This window comes from Streptomyces sp. NPDC051183, assembly GCF_040682455.1.
GTDB lineage: Bacteria > Actinomycetota > Actinomycetes > Streptomycetales > Streptomycetaceae > Streptomyces.
Window position 1 is genome coordinate 106,248 of the sequence record NZ_JBFBBA010000001.1, and the last position, 17,076, is coordinate 123,323.

Sequence of the window (17,076 nt, forward strand, 5' to 3'; positions counted from 1 at the left end):
GCGCGTGCGGGCGCGGCGCCCCGAGAGGCACTCATGTCCAGGAATCCCGTCACCTCCCCCGTTTCCGCACCCGCACCGGGGCCCGCACCCGCACCGGGACCGCCCGCCGGGCGGCGCCCCGGCGTGCTCCTGCTCGGGCTCCTGCTGCTCGCCGCCGCCGGGGTGGCGGCCCTGGCCGTCCGGCCGGACACCGCGAACCCGCCCTTCCAGGGCTTCGACGACCGCTGGCTGTCGTGGATGGGTGGTCCGCACGAGGGGCTCCCGTCGGTCGTGGCCGCGGGCCTGAACTGGTTCGGCGGCCCGCTCGGGGCCGTCGTACCGCTCGCCCTCCTGGGGTTCCTGCTCGTACGCCGGCGCTGGGTGTCGGCCGGGTTCCTGCTCGGCGTGTACCTGCTCGGCAACATGCTGGTCGTCCAGGGGCTCAAGCACCTGGTGGACCGGCCGCGTCCGGCGAATCCGCTGGTCCGCGTCGACCACGGCTCCTTCCCGTCCGGTCACGCGGCCGGGGCGGCGCTGCTCGTCGTGATCATCGGTGCGCTGCTGGTGCCGGCCGCCCGGCGCCGGGCCTGGTGGGCGGGGGGCGCGGTCTTCACGCTGGCCATGATGTGGAGCCGTACGTGGCTGCACGCGCACTGGCTCAGCGACACCGCCGCCGGGGCGGCTGCCGGAGCGGGGGCTGGGCTGCTCGCGTGGTGGCTCTTCGGCCCCGCGCTGGCCCGGGAAGGGGACCGGCGGCGGGACCGGCACCCGGAGCGGCACCGGGCAGTGGGGGTGCGGGCGGGACGCGACCGTCGGGGGGCGGCCGCGGACGCGCCGGAGCCCGCGCGGCACTGAAGCCCGGGGTGGGGGCCGGGGGCTGAGGGGCTGGGGGCCGTGGGTTCCCGGCCCCTCGGCACGTACCGCGGTGGACTCAGGACGTACCGCGGTGGACCAGGACGGTCTCGGTCGGCGGTACCGGCTCCGCCGTGCCGGACTCGACCAGGTCATGGAGGGCCCCCGCGATCCGGGCGGCCGACGGCAGGTCCAGCCGGACCGTGGTGAGCGGGGGCTCTTGCAGGGCGGACAGGATCAGATCGTCACAGCCGACGACGGCCACGTCGTCCGGTACGCCGATTCCCTCGGCCCGCAGTGCGTACTGCAGGAGCGCGGCGTACTCGTCGTTGTAGGCGAAGACGGCGTCCAGTCCCAGGTCCGCCCAGCGCCGGGCGAGGCCGGTCGCGGACTCCCGCGTGTAGGCGAGCTCCACCGGCGTGACGGTGGCCATGTGCCGCGCGGCAACCGATTCGGCGCCGGCGAGGCGGGGTTCGGCGAGCGTGGCGAGACCGCGCTCCTGCGGCATGACCACGCCGATCCGGGTCCGCCCGCGGGCGATGAGGTGCTCGGCCGCGGTCGCGCCGATCTGCGCGTGGTCGAAGCCGATGGTGTGGACGTCCGGTACGGGGCGGGCGGCGAAGGCCAGCATCGCCCGTACGCCGGCGCGGCGCAGCAGCTCGGCGGCCTGGCCGGTGAAGTGGTCGCCGTCCAGGGCGACCACGGCCGCCGGGCGCAGTTCGGCCCACGCACGGGCGGCGTCGAGCGGGTCGGCGAAGCGGCCCGCGTGGAGGACGGCCGTGTAGCCGAGGCGCTCCAGCTCCGTGTTCAGGTCGTCCACCCAGTCACTGACGAGGCGGCCGAGCGCGGTGACCGACGCGGGCATCAGGACGAGGTTGCTGCGGCCCGCGCGCAGGGAGCGGGCACCGGCGTGCGGGACGTAGCCGAGCTGTGCGGCCGCATCGAGGACCCGGGCACGGGTACCGGCGCTGACGCGGTGGCCCTGGGTGTCGTTGAGGACGAAGGACACGGTGGCGCGTGACACCCCGGCCAGCCGGGCCACATCGGCGCTGGTGATCGTCGCGGGGGTGCGTGTCTGCCTGGGCATCTGGTCCTCGTCTCCCTGTGGCCGACCGGCGCCTGTCAACCACAGGTTACACGAGTTAGATCACATGGCCGGATCGCCGCTGGTCATCCTTCCTGGTCGGCGCGCCGGGCACGCGCTGACCCGATCGAGAATATTGCGTCAATTCATCGACCGTAAATGATTCACGATACGCCTTCGGCTTTCCGGTTCTAGAGCCACAGGCTGTTCGTCGCCGCGCGTTCCGCCTCGGTATCCAGTAGACGCGCGAACAGCCGCCACAGCAGCAGACAGGTGCCGGCGCCCGCGAGCGCGCCCACGAAGGTGTCGCTGAGCCACTGGGCGTGCAGCCAAGTACGGCTCCACATCATGGCGAGCACGTACGCGCCGCCGGGGATCCACCACCAGCGGCGGGCGCGCGGCGGGAAGAGCACCACCGCGGCCGCGATCACCAGGGTGACGGCGCTGAAGACCTGCCCCGAGGGGAACGAACCGTCGTTGACCAGGACCCACGGGTGCGGCGGGCGGGGCCGGTCGACGAGCTGCTTGAGGGGCAGGACCACCAGCATGTTGGCGAGGATGGCGGCCGTGAAGACGAACAGCCCCGAGCGCCAGCGCCCGTAGACACAGAGGCAGCCGATCAGCACGAGCGGCAGCACCGTACCGAGCGGGCCGCCGAGCCGGTCGAGGACCGTGGCGAAGTCGGCGGCGGCGCCGTGCGGGGAGCCGACCACCCAGGCCGCCCAGCGGTCGTCGACCTCCTGGAAGAACGGGGCTCCGCCGCCGGAGAGCAGCAGCCCGGCCGCCAGGGGGACGAGCAGCAGCACGAACCCACAGACCGCGGCCCAGCGCGGGGGCGACGCCGGAACACGAACCCGGGCCGCCCGGGGCGGCCGGTGCGGCCTCGGGGGCGGGGGCGGGGGCGGCGTGACGGAAGGCGTGGAGAACATGACGGGCCTTTCACGGAGACCTCCCGGGCGGCGGAAACCCCCGGGAAGCGACGGACAACCGGAACACGAAGCAACCGCCCGGCAGCGGGCCGCCGCGCGACGAAGGGACTGAAACCCGGAGCGGTGCCCTCCCGGGGGGAACCGAAGCGGTGCCCCCCGGAAGGGGGGAACCCGGGTGATGCCCCCCGGGAGAAACCCGAGCGCTTCCCCGGGAGAAACCCGAGCGCTCCCCTCGGGGGAACCCGGAGCGGTGCCCCCGGGAGGGCGGAGCCCGAGCGATGCTCCCCAGCTGGGGAACCCCGAGCGCTTCCCCCGGGGGAACCCGGAGCGGTGCCCCCGGGAGGGCGGAGCCCGAGCGATGCTCCCCAGCTGGGGAACCCCGAGCGCTCCCCCCGGGGGAACCCGGAGCGATGCCCCGGGGGAATCCAGAACGGTGGAACCCTCGGGGGGGGGGACCCAGAGCGGTGGAGCAGCGGGGGAAGCCCGAGCGGTGGAGCCCCGGGGCGAGACCCCGGAGGGGTGGAACGCCGCGCGGCGGAACCCAAAGCGGGAAACGCAGTGCGTGCGAACCGGAGCGAGGAGAACGCCGAGCGGGAGACGCGGAACGGAGGGACTTCGGGCAGGGGAACACGGAACGGACGTAGGCCGAGCAGCAGAACCTCAAGCGGGGAACGCCAAGCGGCTCAACCCGGAACGAGCGAAGCGCCGGTGGGCGAACGCAGAACGAAGGAACTTGGGCAGGGGATACGAAACAGAGGCACACCGAGCAGCCGAACCCAGAGCGAGGGAGCGCTGAACGACGAAGGGACGTCGGCAGGGATACGGAACAGAGGTCCGCTACGCAGCGGAAGCCTGAGCGGGGAACGCCAGGCGGGCGAACCCTGAGCTGCGGAACGCGGAACGGAGGAACGCCGAGCAGGAGAACCGGAGTGGGGAACGCCGGGCGGGGATTTCGGAACGAAGGAACATCGAACGGGGAACACGGAACGCCCGGCGCAGCCGCACCGCGCGCCCGGAGCCAGCCCGTCACGGCGGCGGCCCGACGCCCGGGGCACCAGCCCCGTACGCCGGAGCCAGGGCCAGGGCCAGAGCCAGAGCCAGGCCAGGCCAGGCCAGGCCAGGCCAGGCCAGGCCAAAGGCAGAGAGCCACACACTTCCCGGCGGGTAGCCGGTCGGCACGGAGTATGGCGGAATCGTGACCACCGCCACAAGGGCAAGAGGGTTTTCAGACGCGACCACCCTGGTCAGTGGCCTCAACTCGCCGGTTACACGTGCCCGACCAGCAACTCACCACTCGGTCACGATCTGCGTATCGACCCGCCGTGAACTCTGGCGGAGCCCAGAAATGGGTGCTACACAGTGTCCAGCGCCACTGGTGACACGTGTAACAACGTCACGTCGGCCAGTGCGCCCCGCGCGACATCCCGGGCGACCGCCAACCCCGCTGCCCACATCAGCCCCCATCGGCCCGCACGGCGTCGCTCCTCCCCCATCCCCCTGCGTTCTCCCCGCTCCGTCCCCCGAGGAGTCGTCATGGCCACGAACGAGATCACCCACCCGGCCGCCCCGCCGGCCGCCGCACAACCGCCCCGCCAGCGCGGGCTCCTGCCCCTGCTGCTCGTCGCCAACTCCGCGATGCTGGCGGTCTACATGGGCGTCGGTTCCGTCCTCCTGCCCACCCAGATCGCCGCCATCGCCCCCGACGACAAGGTCGCCCTGCTCGGACTGATCGGCGGCATCAGCGCGATCTTCGCCACCGCCTTCAACCCGATCGCCGGCGCCCTCTCCGACCGCACCGGCCGCCGCAACCCCTGGATCCTGGGCGGCGCCTTCGCCTCGCTCGCCGGTCTGGCCTTCCTCGGCAACGTCGCCACCGCACTGCTCGTGGGCATCGGATGGTGCCTGATCCAGGCCACCATGAACGTCTACCAGGCCGCCGTCACCGCGATCGTCCCGGACCGCATCCCCGCCGACCGGCGCGGCACCGCATCCGCCCTGGTCGGGCTGGGTCTGCCGATCGGCGGCACCGTCGGCGTGCTCGTCGCCTCGCAGACCGTCGACCACCTGCGGACCGGGTATCTCGTCTTGGGCGCGATCGTCTCCGTCTCCGCGCTGCTGCTGACGCTCTTCTGCCGCGACCTTCCCCGCACCGAGCACGCCCCGGCCGCCGCCCCCCGCCCCAAGGGCGCCCAGATGGCCGCGTTCCTCTCCTCCCTGGCCCACCACGACTTCCGCTGGGCCTTCATAGGCCGCGCCCTGATGGTCCTCGGCTACTTCTCCGTCGTCGGCTACCAGCTGTACATCCTCGACGACCACATCGCCCTGCCCGCCGGCCTCACCCCGCCCGCCGCGATCGCCGTCCTCACCCCGGTGTCGATGGTCGCGATGGCCGTCTCCACCGTCGTCGGCGGCCTGCTCTCCGACCGCTGGAACCGCCGCAAGGTGTTCGTGGGCGTCTCTGCCGCCCTGGCCGGCCTCGTCATGGCGGTACCGGTGATCAGCCCGACCTGGACCGGCATGCTCGTCTTCAGCGCGCTCAACGGCCTCGCCTTCGGCTGCTTCATGGCGGTGGACACCGCGCTGGTCACCCTGGTCCTCCCCCGGGCCGAGGACGCCGCCCGCGACATGGGCGTCCTCAACATCGCGAACGCCGGGCCGCAGATCATCGCCCCGTTCGTGGCCTCCGCAATCGTCACCGGGCTGGGCGGATACACCCCGCTCTTCCTGGCCGGCGGCGCACTCTCGCTGATCGGAGCGCTCGCCATCCTCCCGATCCGCAGCGTGCGCTGAATCTCCCCCTGATCTCCCGCTGATCTCCCACTGATCTCCCGCTGATCTCCACCCCGTCCCGTACCTCCCCTCCAAGGAGCAACCTGTGAGACACAAGCGAGTTCTGCCGATGGCCGCGCTGATGCTGTGCACCCCGGCCCTCGCCGGTACGGCACCGGCCGCCGCCGCCCCGCAGACCGCACCTCCGGCGCCGCTGCGGATCCTGCTCACCAACGACGACGGCTACAACGCACCCGGCATCCGCAAGGCCTTCGAGCGCCTGACCGCCGCCGGGCACGACGTGACGATCGTCGCCCCGCTCACCAACCAGAGCGGCGCCGGCACGAAGATGGCGAGCGCCCCCACCGTCACCGTCCGCCACCCCGAGCCGAAGGTGTGGGCCGTGGACGGCACCCCCGGCGACTCGGTGTCCTTCGGCCTGGCCGAGGTGTTCGAGGGCAACGCCCCCGACCTCGTCGTCTCGGGCACCAACTTCGGGCCGAACCTGGCCTCCCTCGCCACCCACTCCGGTACCGTCGGCGGCGCCATCGCCGGGCTGGAGTACGGGGTGCCCGCCATCGCGCTGAGCACCGGCGGGATGGCCGTGCCCGATCCGGTGGCCACGGTCAACGCCATGGACCCCACGCTCGACTTCGCGGCCAAGCTGATCGACCAGCTCCGGGCGCGTGCCCGTTCGGGCCCGCTGCTGCCCAAGGGCGTCGGCCTCAACGTCAACCACCCGGTCGTCGGCGCCGACGGCAAGGGCACGGCGCGCGGCGTCGCGACGACGTTCCAGGACCCCCAGGCACCGCTGCGCGCGGACTACACCGACTCGGGCGACGGCACGTGGAAGGTGAACGTCCAGCTCCGCACCCAGCCGGCCGCGAAGGGTGGTGACATCGCGGCGGTGAGCGCCGACCGGATCGCCGTCAGCCCGATCAACGCCGACTGGAACACGGCGCCGGCCGATCAAGCGGTGACCTCGGCACTGCTCTCCGGGCTGCGGCCGTAACCTCCCCGACCGGCAGGCCGGGGCGGAGCTCGCACCGGCTCCGCCCCGGCCTGCCTCGACCCCAGGACGACTGATGAAGCGGTTCACATCAGCAAGACCCCTGCTCGGTACGGCAATTACCCTGGCGGCGCTGCTGGCGTCGGCGGCCCCCACCGCGGCCTCGTCCGCCGGATCGCCCGGCTCGCGGGCCACCGGCCCCGAGGGCGCGCGCCCGCAGGTCGCCGTCTCCCAGGGCGTGCTCCGCGGCCGGACGCACGACGGGGCACAGGAGTTCCTCGGCGTTCCCTACGCCGCTCCCCCGGTCGGGGAGTCCCGGCTGCGCGCGCCGGAGCCGCCGCGGCGGTGGAACGGCGTACGGGAGGCGACCCGGCAGGCGCCCGCGTGCCTGCAGTTCTCGCCGTTCGGGCTGCGGGATCCGCAGGCCGTCAGCGAGGACTGCCTGTACCTCGACGTGTACCGGCCGCGCAGTGCGCACGCCGGGTCCCGGCTGCCGGTGGTCGTCTGGCTGCACGGCGGCGCGTACAGCCAGGGCACCGGCACGCAGTTCGGCGGCCGCACGATGGCCGAGCTCACCGGCAGTGTGGTGGTCAGCATCAACTACCGCCTGGGGCAGCTCGGTTACCTGGGCCTGCCCGAGCTGGCCGGGGAGAACGACCGGCGTTCCGGCTCCTTCGGGCTGATGGACCAGGCCGCGGCGCTGCGCTGGACGCGGGAGAACATCGGCGCCTTCGGCGGCGACCCCGACAGCGTCACGGTCTCGGGGCAGTCCGCGGGCAGCGGGTCCGTCTGCGCACTGCTGGCCGCGCCGTCCGCCGCGGGTCTGTTCCACCGGGCCGTGTTGCAGAGCGGCCCGTGCACGCTGCTGCGTACGCCGGACCGTGCGCGGGCCGAGGCCGAGGCGCGGGCCTTCGCCGCCCGGGCCGGGTGCGCCGAACCCGCCGGGGTCGCGGCCTGCCTGCGTGCCGCGACGGGTCCCGCCCTGGTCGAGGCGGCCCGTACGCTGCCCACCTCGGGTCCGGCGTCGGGCGACGGGCTGCTCCCGCTGGATCCGGCCGCCGCCATCGGGGCCGGAACCTGGAACAAGGTGCCGGTGCTGATCGGGAGCACGCGCGCGGAGGCGCGGATGTTCGTCGCGCTGTCGCAGCCGTACCTGACGGCGGAGCAGTACACCGCGCAGATCCTGGCGGGTTACGGGGCTTCGGGGCCGCAGGTGCTCGCGCGCTATCCGCTGTCCGCCTACGGTTCGCCGTATCTGGCGATGTCGGCCGTGATGACGGACTCGACCTTCGCCTGCCACACGGCGTGGACGGCTCAGCTCTTCGCCACGCAAGTACCCACGTACACCTACGAGTTCGACGACCCGGACTCGCCGACGCTGGCCGGGGCGCAGCTGCCCGGCCTGGACGAGTCCAATGCGCACAGCGCCGAGCTGGCCTATCTGCACGACTTCACGATGGGCGATCGCCCGCTGACCCCGGCGCAGACCGCGCTGGGCACCCGGATGAAGCGGTACTGGGGCGCCTTCGCCCGCTTCGGTGCGCCGGCGGTTCCGGGGCAGGCCCGGTGGCCGGCGACCGACGTCCGGGGTACGGTCCTCATCCTCAACCCCGAGTCGACACGGGCGGGTTCGGCCTTCTCGGCGGACCACCAGTGCGGCTTCTGGGCAACGCAGCAGCCCCGCCCGGTGCGCTAGGGCGTGTCTAGCGGCGTCGTCAGGCAGCGCTGCTCCGGCGGCGGCTGCGCAGCCGCCGTCCCAAGAGCAGCGCCGCCACGGCCGCCGCGGCGGCGCCCGCCACCGTCAGGATCCAGACCGGGATGCCACCCGCGACGGTCAGCAGCTCGTCGCGGTAGACGGCGCGGCGGTACGGGGTGTCGGAGGCGTCGGCGCTCAGTACGTGGTCGCCGTTGATGCGGCCCGGTTCCGGGAACTCCTGCTCGATGGCGGTGAGGAAGGCCGGCTCGCCGCCGGTGAGCCCGGCCAGGGAGTCCTTCGGGGTGATGGTTCCGGCGAAGGTCACCTTCGGGGCTGCGCCGCCGATCGGGGAGTCGGGCTCCATGCGGTGGTCGGCAAGGACGTACAGGCTCAGGGACTGGGGGGACTTGGCCAGCCGGGAGAGCCGCATCGGGTAGACGAGCCGGTCGCTGTCGAAGCGGATCCGCAGCGGGTCGAGGTGGCCCTGCAGGGTCTTGCCCTGCTGTCGCGGGGCGAGGCGGACGGCGACGTACTCCCACTTCTGGTCGACGTACGGCTTCAGTTCGGCGGCGAGGCCGTCGGGCAGCTTGAAGCCGTTGTCCTCCAGCCAGTTCCGCAGCGCGTCGGGGTCGGTCGCGGTCAGCCGGGCGACGTCGAAGTCACCGAGCTGTTCGCGGCCCACGACGTCGACCGAGCGGGCGGCGCCGGGCGCGGGGGCTCCGGCCATGTCCCTGGACCCGGAGGAGAAGGGCCAGTCCTTCTCGCGCGGCCAGAAGTGGTGGCGGGTCCTGCGCTCGGGCCGGGTCAGCCAGGTGAGTTCGCCGAACATGGCCCCGTCGGCGAGTTCCACGGTCGCCCGCCCCGGAACGGGCATGATCCAGGCCGCCTGCTGCGCGTCTCCCCGGACGGTGAACCTCATGACGATCTGTTCCGTGCGGCCGTCCCAGCGCACCACGGAGGTCTCCTGCTCGACCCCGATCCGGGAGTAGCCCGGGGGGATCATCGCCCCGCAGCCGCAGGCGTACGCCGGGTTCACCAGGGAGCCCAGCTGCGTCGTGAGCAGGGCGAACAGCAGTACCAGGATTCTTCTTTTCATCCACACGGGTCCTCAGACGGCCGCCACTGCCATCCGGTTCCGGTCCCGGTCCCGGTCCCGGTGCCGGTCCCGGTTCCGGTCCCGGTACTAGGACGCGGTGTCCGCCGCGGCCGCCGTCTCGTCGATGGCCCCGGGCAGCCAGTCCGCGACCCGGCCGAAGTCGAAGCCCAGCGCGGCGGCCCGCCCGTTGTCCAGGGCGTAGGCCCGGTCGAAGGAGAACGGCGAGGCGACGGCGCCGTCTTCGACCACCCGGTACCGCGGCCGCCGGCCGACGCGCGCGGCGACGAGCTCGGACAGTTCGCGCACGTCCGGCGCGCCGTGCGAGGCGGCGTCGACCGGACCGGTGAAGGTCTGCTCCGCCGCCCAGTGCAGGAAGCGCGCGATCTCCCGGTGGTGGATGAAGGAGGTCGGGTACGGGTCTTCGTGCACGGCCACGGGCCGCCCGGCGCCGATCCGCTCGACGTAGTGCGCGAGGCGGCCCGTGAACTCCTCCCGCCCGCCGCCCAGGACGTGCGCGGTGCGGACGGTGACGAAGTCGAAGGGCGGCATGCCGCCCGGGTGCCCGGCCAGGAACACCGCCTCCGCCTCCCGCTTGCCCTCGGCGTAGCGCAGGGCTTCGGGGGTGGGCGGCGCGGGGTCGTACACCTCCATCGTGGAGGTCATCACGTACCTCCTCGTGCGCCCCGTGAAGACGCGGCGGGCGATGTCGGCCTGGCGGGGCGTGTAGCAGACCTGGTCGATGACCGCGTCGAAGGTGCGGGCGCCCAGCGCGCTGCGGAGCCGCTCCTCGTCGTCGCGGTCGGCGACGAGGTGGCCGACGCCGTCGGGGGGCGCGACGCGGCCCCGGTTGAGCACGCTCACCTCGTGCCCGGCCTCCCGCCACCGCGTGACCAGCCGCTTCCCGAAGTACCGGCTTCCTCCGACGACAAGAATTCGCTTCATGGGTCCGACGATGCCGCTGTATCGTCCCCAGCGGTACTGATCGGATGCTGATCCCGTCGTAAGGAAAACTGATGATCGACGTGCACGGGTTGCGCATCCTGCGGGCGGTGGCCGAGCACGGGAGCTTCAACCGGGCGGCCGGGGCCCTGCTCCTGACCCCGTCGGCCGTCTCCCAGCAGATCGCCTCGCTGGAGCGCAGCCTCGGCCACCCGGTCGCGGTGCGCTCCACGCGCGGGGTCACCCTCACCGAGCCGGGGCGGCTGCTGGTGGAGGCGGCGGAGAACATCTCCGCCGAACTGGACCAGGTCCGCCAGGAGATCGACCGGCTCACGGCGGGCCGGCCGCGGCTGACGGTCGCCACGTTCTCCAGCGGGGGGCGGCACCTGCTGCCGCGGGCGCTGTCCCGGTTCGTGGCCGCGCATCCGGACGTGGAGCTGACGGTGGTGGAGGCCGAGCCGGAGGACGCGGTGCCGATGGTGCGCTCCGGCGCCGCCGATCTGGCGCTGACGTACCACTTCGACGGTCCGCTGCCGTTGCGGGCGGGGCTGGACTGGCTGCCGCTGATGGACGATCCGCTGTGGCTGGTGCTGCCGGCCGGCCACCGCCTGGCCGGCCGGGAAGCGGCCGGCCTCGCCGAACTCGCCGGGGAGCGCTGGGTGCTGGGCTGTCTGAAGACCGAGGCGTACCTGCGCCGGTACGCCTCGCTCGCCGGGTTCGATCTGCGGGTGGCGGCCTCCACCTCCGACTACTTCTTCGCGCAGAGCCTGGTCGCGGCGGGCGTCGGCGTCGCGCTGATCCCGCACGTGTCCCTGGAGCCGGCCACCGCGCCCACCGCCGTACGGGTCGAGCCCCCGCGCCCCGCCCGCCACATCGGGGTGCTCTCCCCCCTGCGCCGCCGCCCCCGGCCGTACGCCGAAGCACTGACCACCGCCCTCACCGCGGCGGTCAGTGCTTCGGCGTGACCGGGGGCGGGGTGAGGGCGCCTACCAGGGGCTCGACCGGGGTGCCCTCCTTGACGGTCACCGGGATGCCGCCGGCAGCCTTCTCCAGCTGCTCCTTGAACTCCGCCGAGGCCGCCCCCTCGGCGGAGGAGGTCACCTCCAGGCCCGTGGCGCCGGGGCTCGCGGAGCAGGTGTGGATCGGGAGGGCGGTGTCGAGGGCCATCACCTTGTTCATCGCGGCGCCGAGGGCCCGGTGCGTGTACGGGCTCAGGTAGAGGTCGGCCCGGCCCGGGTCGGCCTCCGGATCCGCCTGGTGGGCCGCGGCCACCAGGAGGCGGCCCCGGTCCAGGTCGGTGACGCACACGGCCACGCGTCCCCCGGGGTGGTCGGTGATCTGGGTGGAGTAGACGTCGGCGAAGGCCCCGCGTCCTTGCGCGCCGACGGCCTGGGAGAGCCGCGCCCCCTCGGGGGTGTTGGCCGGGGTGCCGTCGATCAGGGTCGGGGGGCTCTGCGGGCTTCCGGCATCGGTCACCGGGCACGGCCGGGCCCGGTCGGCCAGAGGATCTCCGGGCGCCGCCGGTGTCGCGCGGCCGGTCGGGGCCTCCTTCGTCGCGGTGCCGCAGCCGGTGAGCAGTACGGCGACGGTCAAAGCTGCCATGCACGCGAACTGGGCTGTGGTTCTGCGCATCGTCCTTCGTCCCCCTCGGAGATCCGGTGCCGGCCGGCGCGTCTGGGACGCGTGGACCCGTCCGCCGGTTCCGTCAGGGCGTGCCCGGCCTGACGAGACCCGTCTCGTAGGCCAGGACCACGGCCTGGGCCCGGTCGCGCAGGGTCAACTTGGCGAAGATGCGGGCCACATGGGTCTTCACCGTGGCCTCGCTGAGCGTCAGCTCGCGGGCCAGTTCGGCGTTGGAGAGGCCCTGTCCCATGAGGGTGAGCACCTCGCGCTCGCGCGGGGTGAGGACCTCCAGCTCCCGGTGGGCCGCGGGGACCCGGCCGGTCCGCGGTGCGGTGGCCGCGCAGCGCTCCACCAGACGGCGGGTGATCGAGGGGGCCAGCAGCGCGTCGCCGGTGTCGACCAGCCGTACGGCGGCGGCGAGGTGTTCGGGAGTGACGTCCTTGAGCAGGAACCCGCTGGCTCCGGCGGAGAGGGCGGCGTACACGTACTGGTCGAGGTCGAAGGTGGTCAGCATGATCACCCGGCAGTCCGGGGACTCCGCGAGGATCCGCCGGGCGGCCTCCAGCCCGTCCATGCGCGGCATCCGGATGTCGAGCAGTACGACGTCCGGGCGCAGCCGGCGCGCCTCGGACACCGCTTCCACCCCGTCGGCGGCCACGCCCACCACCTGGATCCCACGGGCCGTCAGGATGAGCCGGAACCCGGTGCGCACGAGCTCCTGGTCGTCGGCGATGAGCACCCGGGGGCCTGCCCCGGCCGCGGCCGGGGCAGGCCCCGGCTGCCCGGTCACGGCCGGTCCAGGGGGAGGCGGGCGCGGACCCGGTAGCCCCCGCCGAGGCGGCGGCGGGCGTCGAGGTCACCGCCGTACACGGCGACGCGCTCCCGCAGGCCCGTCAGCCCGCGCCCGGCGCCGTCGGCCTTGATCCCCGCGGGGCGGTCCCCCGACAGGACGCTGGGTCCGTCGTTGAGCACCTCCACCCGCAGGGCGTGGTCCGCGTACCGCACCGTCACCTCGGCCTTCACCCCTTCCGCGTGCTTGAGCGCGTTGGTCAGCGCCTCCTGGATGATCCGGTACGCCGTGACGTCGATCCCGGGCGGCAGCGGGCGCGGCTCGCCGGATATCCGCACCTCCACGGGCAGGCCGGCGAAGGCGATCCGGTCGATGAGGGGGCTGAGCCGGCTCAGGCTCGGCTGTGGTGTCAGCTCCACCTCCCCGGCCGTGCCGTACGGCTCGTCCCGGCCGTCCTGCGCGGGTGCGAGGAGGCCGAGCAGGTGGCGCAGCTCCGTCATCGTGGTGCGCCCGGCGTTCTCCACGGCGCCCATCGCGGCCGCGGCCTCGTCCGGCATCGTGCCCAGCACCTCGCGGGCGGCCCCGGCCTGAACCACCATCAGGCTGACGTTGTGGCTGACTATGTCGTGGAGCTCGGCGGCGATGCGGGCCCGCTCGGCGTCAACGGCGCTGCGGGCCGCGCTCTCCCGCTCCCGCTCCAGCAGCCAGCCGCGCTCCTCGATCGCCGTCCGGTGGGCGCGGCGCGCGCGGACGAGCGCGACACCCAGCCAGCATGCCGCGAGCGTTGCCGCGCAGGCCGCCGTCACCGCTGCGATCAGCCATCCCACTTCGTCCCCCCTCAAGATCCGTGCCGCCTCAAGATCCGCGCACCCACCAGCTTCGCAGGCCCCCCGTGTAGTCCGCATCCCTCTGACGGGGCTGCTCGCGTACATCCCCGGGATGACCCGCCCCGTTGCTTACATCCGGGGGCTGACGCACACCGCCGGACCTCCTTCTAGGTTCGTGGCATGACAACTGATCACGACAGCGCCCGCCAGGTGGTCGTGCGCCTCGACGGTGTGCACAAAGAGTACGGCGACGCCAAGGCGCTCGACGGGCTGTCCCTGGAGATCCGCAAGGGCGACGCGGTCGCCGTGATGGGCCCCTCCGGCTGCGGCAAGTCCACGCTGCTCAACATGGTCGCGGGCCTGGACCGCCCGACCGCGGGCACGGTGCAGGTGCACGGCCAGGACCTGGGGAAGCTGACCGAGACCGGTCTGGCGCTGTTCCGGCGGCGCGACGTCGGCATGATCTTCCAGTTCTTCAACCTCATCGACGATCTGCCGGCCCTCGACAACGTCGCCCTGGCCGCCCAGCTGACCGGCACCTCCGCCCGGCAGGCCCGCCGCCGGGCCCTGGAACTCCTCGACGAGCTCGGCATCGCGGACCGTCGCGACAACTACCCGGCCACGCTCAGCGGCGGCGAGCGCCAGCGCGTCGCCGTGGCCCGGGCCCTGATGAACCGTCCGGCGCTGCTGCTGGCCGACGAGCCCACCGGCGCCCTCGACAGCCGCTCGGGCGAGCAGGTGATGGACCTGCTGATCGACCTGAACCAGATCGGCCAGACCCTGCTGATCGTCACCCACGACCCGAAGCTGGCCACCCGCTGCGCCAGCCGCCTGGTCGAGGTGGCCGACGGCCGGGTGGCGCGCGAGCGCTCGCTGGACGAGCGTGCGGCCGCCGCGTCGGCCGACGGCGGCATCCAGGTGACGGCATGAGCGCCGTGTGGCGGGCCGCCCGCGCGGCCGTCCGGCGCCGCCGGCTCCAGACGTTCGTCATCGGGCTCGTCGTCCTGTGCTCCACCACCACCGTGCTGCTCGCACTGGCCCTGCTCGCCGCCTCCTCGGGCCCCTTCGACAAGGCGTACGCCGCCCAGCGCGGGGCGCACGCGGTGGTCACGTACGACACCCGCAAGGTCTCGGACGAACAGCTCGCGCATACGGCCCACCGCCCGGGTGTGGCGGCCGCCGCCGGGCCCTTCCACCAGAGCGTCATCGACGTACCCGGGGACTGGCTCTGGATGCCGGCCGGACCGCTCACCGTAGTGGGCCGGGCCGACCCCGGCGGTCCGGTGGACCGCGTCGAGCTGACGCTGGGGCGCTGGGCCGACGCGCCCGGCGAGATCGTCGTCAACAACTCCTACGACGGCACGCCCGACGCCGGGCTCCTCGGTACGAAGCTGGAGGTTCCCGGGGTCCCGCCGCTCACGGTCGTCGGGTTCGCCACCAGCATGAGCAAGTCCGCCGCGGCGTGGGTGACTCCCGGACAGCTGGCGGCGCTGCACCCGTCCTCCGCGCAGATGCTCTACCGCTTCGCGGACTCCGCGACGGACGCCGGGCTGAAGTCCTCGCTGGCCGGGGCCACCGCCGCGCTGCCCCCGGACGCGGTGACCGCCTCCCAGTCCCACCTCACCCTCAAGAAGGCCTTCTCGGCGCGGGCCGGCGCCTACCTCCCCTTCATGGCCCTCTTCGGCGTCCTCGGCCTGCTCGTCGCCGCCCTCATCGTCGGCAACGTGGTCAGTGGCGCCGTCGTCTCCGGCTACCGGCACATCGGTGTGCTCAAGGCCCTGGGCTTCACGCCGGGCCAGGTCGTCGCCGTCTACCTGGCGATGGTCTCGGTGCCCGCCGTCGTCGGATGCGTGCTCGGCACCCTGCTCGGCAACGCGCTGGCCGGCCCCATCCTGCAGATCGCCTTCTCCGGCATCGAGACCGGCCGGGCCGCCGTCGCCACGGTCGCCCCCTGGACCAACCTCCTCTGCCTGGCGGGCATCCCCGCGCTCGTCCTGCTCACCGCGCTGGTTCCGGCCCTGCGGGCGCACCGGCTGCCGGCCGCCCAGGCGATCGCTACCGGCGGTGCGCCGAGGACCGGCCGCGGGCTGCGCGTCCAGCGCCTGCTCGCCTCGGCCCGGCTGCCGCGCTCGGTCAGCCTGGGCCTGGGCCAGCCGTTCGCCCGTCCGGCCCGCACACTGCTGACCATGGCCGCCATCGTCCTCGGTGTCATGACGGTGACCCTGGCGACCGGTCTGACCAGCACGATGCTCGCGTACGGGGAAGCCTCCCGGGGAGACGGGGGCCCGCGGGTCGACGTACTGACGGGCGCGCCCGACGGCCGCGGCCGGCCACCGGCGATCGGCGACGCGCAGATCGAGGAACGGCTCCGCTCCCTGCCGGGGGCGCAGCGGGTCGAAGCCCGCGCGCTCTCGCAGGTGAGCCTGGTGGGGCACACGCAGCCCGCCTTCGCCAACTTCTACCGCGGGGACCTTCCCCCGGCCGCCGGCCAGATCGTGGCGGGCCGGCTGCCCCGGGGCGCGGGCGAGATCGTGGTCGGCCCGCAGTTCCTGACCGAGCGGGGGCTGTCCGTCGGCGACAAGGTGACGCTGGCGCTGAACGGCCGCCAGGTACCTTCGACCATCGTCGGGGAACTGATCGAGGGCGATGCCCGGAGCCTGGACTCCACCTGGGAGACCCTCGAACTGCTCGCCCCCGGCACCCGAGCAGTCGACTACAGGGTCCGCCTCGCCCCGGGCACCGACACCCGCGCCTATGCCGACGCGGTCGACGCGATCGATCCGGGCCTCAAGGCGGAGACGGGGGAGTCCGCGAACACCGCGACCGTCACCGTCGTCGGCTTCTCGTCGGTGTTCACCGTGCTGCTGACCGTCGTCGCCTCGCTGGGCGTCTTCAACACCGTGCTCCTGAACATCCGGGAGCGCCGCCGCGACCTGGGCATGCTCAAGTCGATCGGGATGACCCCGCGCCAGGTCGTGGTGATGACGGTGACGTCCGTGGCGGGCGTGGGCGCGGTCGGCGGAATGCTGGGGATCCCGCTCGGGATCGTCGCGCACCGGCTGGTCGTGGACAACATCGGCATGGTCCGCTTCCCGGAGGCCATGAAGGACGTGTGGCACGCACCCCAACTGGCCGCCCTGCTGCTCGCGGGCGTCGCCATCGCCGTCCTGGGTTCCCTCGCCCCGGCCCGTTCGGCGGCCCGGCTGACGATCGCCTCGGTCCTGCACACGGAGTAGACGGTTTTGAGCCTGAAATGCCCCAGCTCAGGGCCGTTCCACGACGCTCATGGCCCCGGAGCCGGCGCTCCACGGCGTCGGCTCGGGGCCTGCGCCCGGCCGCGACACGGATGGCCGGTTCACGCCCGACAGTGATCACTCTCCGGCGATCTTTCATTACTGTGTGCCGCGCACCGACAGCCGTCGTCACCCCCGAGGAGTCCCGCGTGGAGCGCAGCCGTACCGACCTGAGGATCCGTGCCGTCCT

14 protein-coding genes are annotated in these 17,076 nt (G+C 73.5%); 7 read left to right on the plus strand and 7 right to left on the minus strand.

Translation table 11 applies throughout. From position 1 onward, the window contains the following. Positions 1–33: 33 nt before the first annotated feature. Positions 34–834 carry a phosphatase PAP2 family protein gene (locus tag AB0M99_RS00500; protein WP_365915952.1) on the plus strand — a complete coding sequence of 267 codons (801 nt, stop codon included), beginning with the start codon at positions 34–36 and terminating at the stop codon, positions 832–834. 76 nt (positions 835–910) lie between these two features. On the opposite strand, the gene AB0M99_RS00505 is transcribed toward AB0M99_RS00500, so the two are convergent. Then, positions 911–1,918, minus strand: coding sequence for a LacI family DNA-binding transcriptional regulator (locus AB0M99_RS00505; protein WP_365915954.1), 1,008 nt, complete (start codon positions 1,916–1,918; stop codon positions 911–913). Between the two features lie 188 nt (positions 1,919–2,106). Continuing rightward, positions 2,107–2,721 carry a phosphatase PAP2 family protein gene (locus tag AB0M99_RS00510; RefSeq protein WP_365915956.1) on the minus strand — a complete coding sequence of 205 codons (615 nt, stop codon included), beginning with the start codon at positions 2,719–2,721 and terminating at the stop codon, positions 2,107–2,109. A gap of 1,656 nt (positions 2,722–4,377) precedes the next feature. On the opposite strand from AB0M99_RS00510, the gene AB0M99_RS00515 reads away from it, so the two are divergent. The 3 genes from AB0M99_RS00515 (at position 4,378) to AB0M99_RS00525 (ending at position 8,318) form a co-directional block, all read left to right on the plus strand. Next, a complete protein-coding gene (locus tag AB0M99_RS00515; RefSeq protein WP_365915958.1) occupies positions 4,378–5,634 on the plus strand; it encodes an MFS transporter in 1,257 nt (418 codons plus the stop codon). An 85-nt stretch (positions 5,635–5,719) separates the two neighbouring features. Next, positions 5,720–6,625, plus strand: coding sequence for a 5'/3'-nucleotidase SurE (surE, locus tag AB0M99_RS00520; RefSeq protein WP_365915960.1), 906 nt, complete (start codon positions 5,720–5,722; stop codon positions 6,623–6,625). Between the two features lie 73 nt (positions 6,626–6,698). Beyond that, the gene (locus tag AB0M99_RS00525) at positions 6,699–8,318 is read left to right on the plus strand and encodes a carboxylesterase family protein (protein ID WP_365915962.1); all 1,620 of its coding nucleotides are present in this window, start codon (positions 6,699–6,701) and stop codon (positions 8,316–8,318) included. 19 nt (positions 8,319–8,337) lie between these two features. On the opposite strand, the gene AB0M99_RS00530 is transcribed toward AB0M99_RS00525, so the two are convergent. Both AB0M99_RS00530 and AB0M99_RS00535 read right to left on the minus strand, forming a co-directional pair. After that, complete coding sequence (locus AB0M99_RS00530; RefSeq protein WP_365915964.1) at positions 8,338–9,414, minus strand: DUF2330 domain-containing protein; 1,077 nt, start codon at positions 9,412–9,414, stop codon at positions 8,338–8,340. A gap of 87 nt (positions 9,415–9,501) precedes the next feature. Further along, positions 9,502–10,356, minus strand: a complete 855-nt coding sequence (locus tag AB0M99_RS00535) for an NAD-dependent epimerase/dehydratase family protein (RefSeq protein WP_365915966.1) — start codon at positions 10,354–10,356, stop codon at positions 9,502–9,504. A gap of 71 nt (positions 10,357–10,427) precedes the next feature. Between AB0M99_RS00535 and AB0M99_RS00540 the strand changes: the two genes are divergently transcribed. Beyond that, complete coding sequence (locus AB0M99_RS00540; protein ID WP_365915968.1) at positions 10,428–11,318, plus strand: LysR substrate-binding domain-containing protein; 891 nt, start codon at positions 10,428–10,430, stop codon at positions 11,316–11,318. On the opposite strand, the gene AB0M99_RS00545 is transcribed toward AB0M99_RS00540, so the two are convergent. The 3 genes from AB0M99_RS00545 to AB0M99_RS00555 form a co-directional block, all read right to left on the minus strand. Beyond that, the gene (locus AB0M99_RS00545; protein WP_365915971.1) at positions 11,302–11,955 is read right to left on the minus strand and encodes a hypothetical protein; all 654 of its coding nucleotides are present in this window, start codon (positions 11,953–11,955) and stop codon (positions 11,302–11,304) included. The genes AB0M99_RS00540 and AB0M99_RS00545 overlap by 17 nt on opposite strands. 103 nt (positions 11,956–12,058) lie before the next feature. Beyond that, complete coding sequence (locus AB0M99_RS00550) at positions 12,059–12,766, minus strand: response regulator transcription factor (RefSeq protein WP_365915973.1); 708 nt, start codon at positions 12,764–12,766, stop codon at positions 12,059–12,061. After that, a complete protein-coding gene (locus AB0M99_RS00555; protein ID WP_365915975.1) occupies positions 12,763–13,593 on the minus strand; it encodes a histidine kinase in 831 nt (276 codons plus the stop codon). The genes AB0M99_RS00550 and AB0M99_RS00555 overlap by 4 nt, the downstream gene beginning before the upstream one ends. A 180-nt stretch (positions 13,594–13,773) precedes the next feature. Here AB0M99_RS00555 and AB0M99_RS00560 point away from each other — a divergent pair, with 180 nt between their 5' ends. Both AB0M99_RS00560 and AB0M99_RS00565 read left to right on the plus strand, forming a co-directional pair. Further along, positions 13,774–14,523 carry an ABC transporter ATP-binding protein gene (locus tag AB0M99_RS00560; protein ID WP_365915977.1) on the plus strand — a complete coding sequence of 250 codons (750 nt, stop codon included), beginning with the start codon at positions 13,774–13,776 and terminating at the stop codon, positions 14,521–14,523. Further along, positions 14,520–16,829: an FtsX-like permease family protein gene (locus tag AB0M99_RS00565; RefSeq protein ID WP_365915979.1), complete on the plus strand. Its 2,310-nt coding sequence runs from the start codon at positions 14,520–14,522 to the stop codon at positions 16,827–16,829. Before AB0M99_RS00560 ends, AB0M99_RS00565 begins: the two co-directional genes overlap by 4 nt. Positions 16,830–17,076 lie beyond the last annotated feature (247 nt).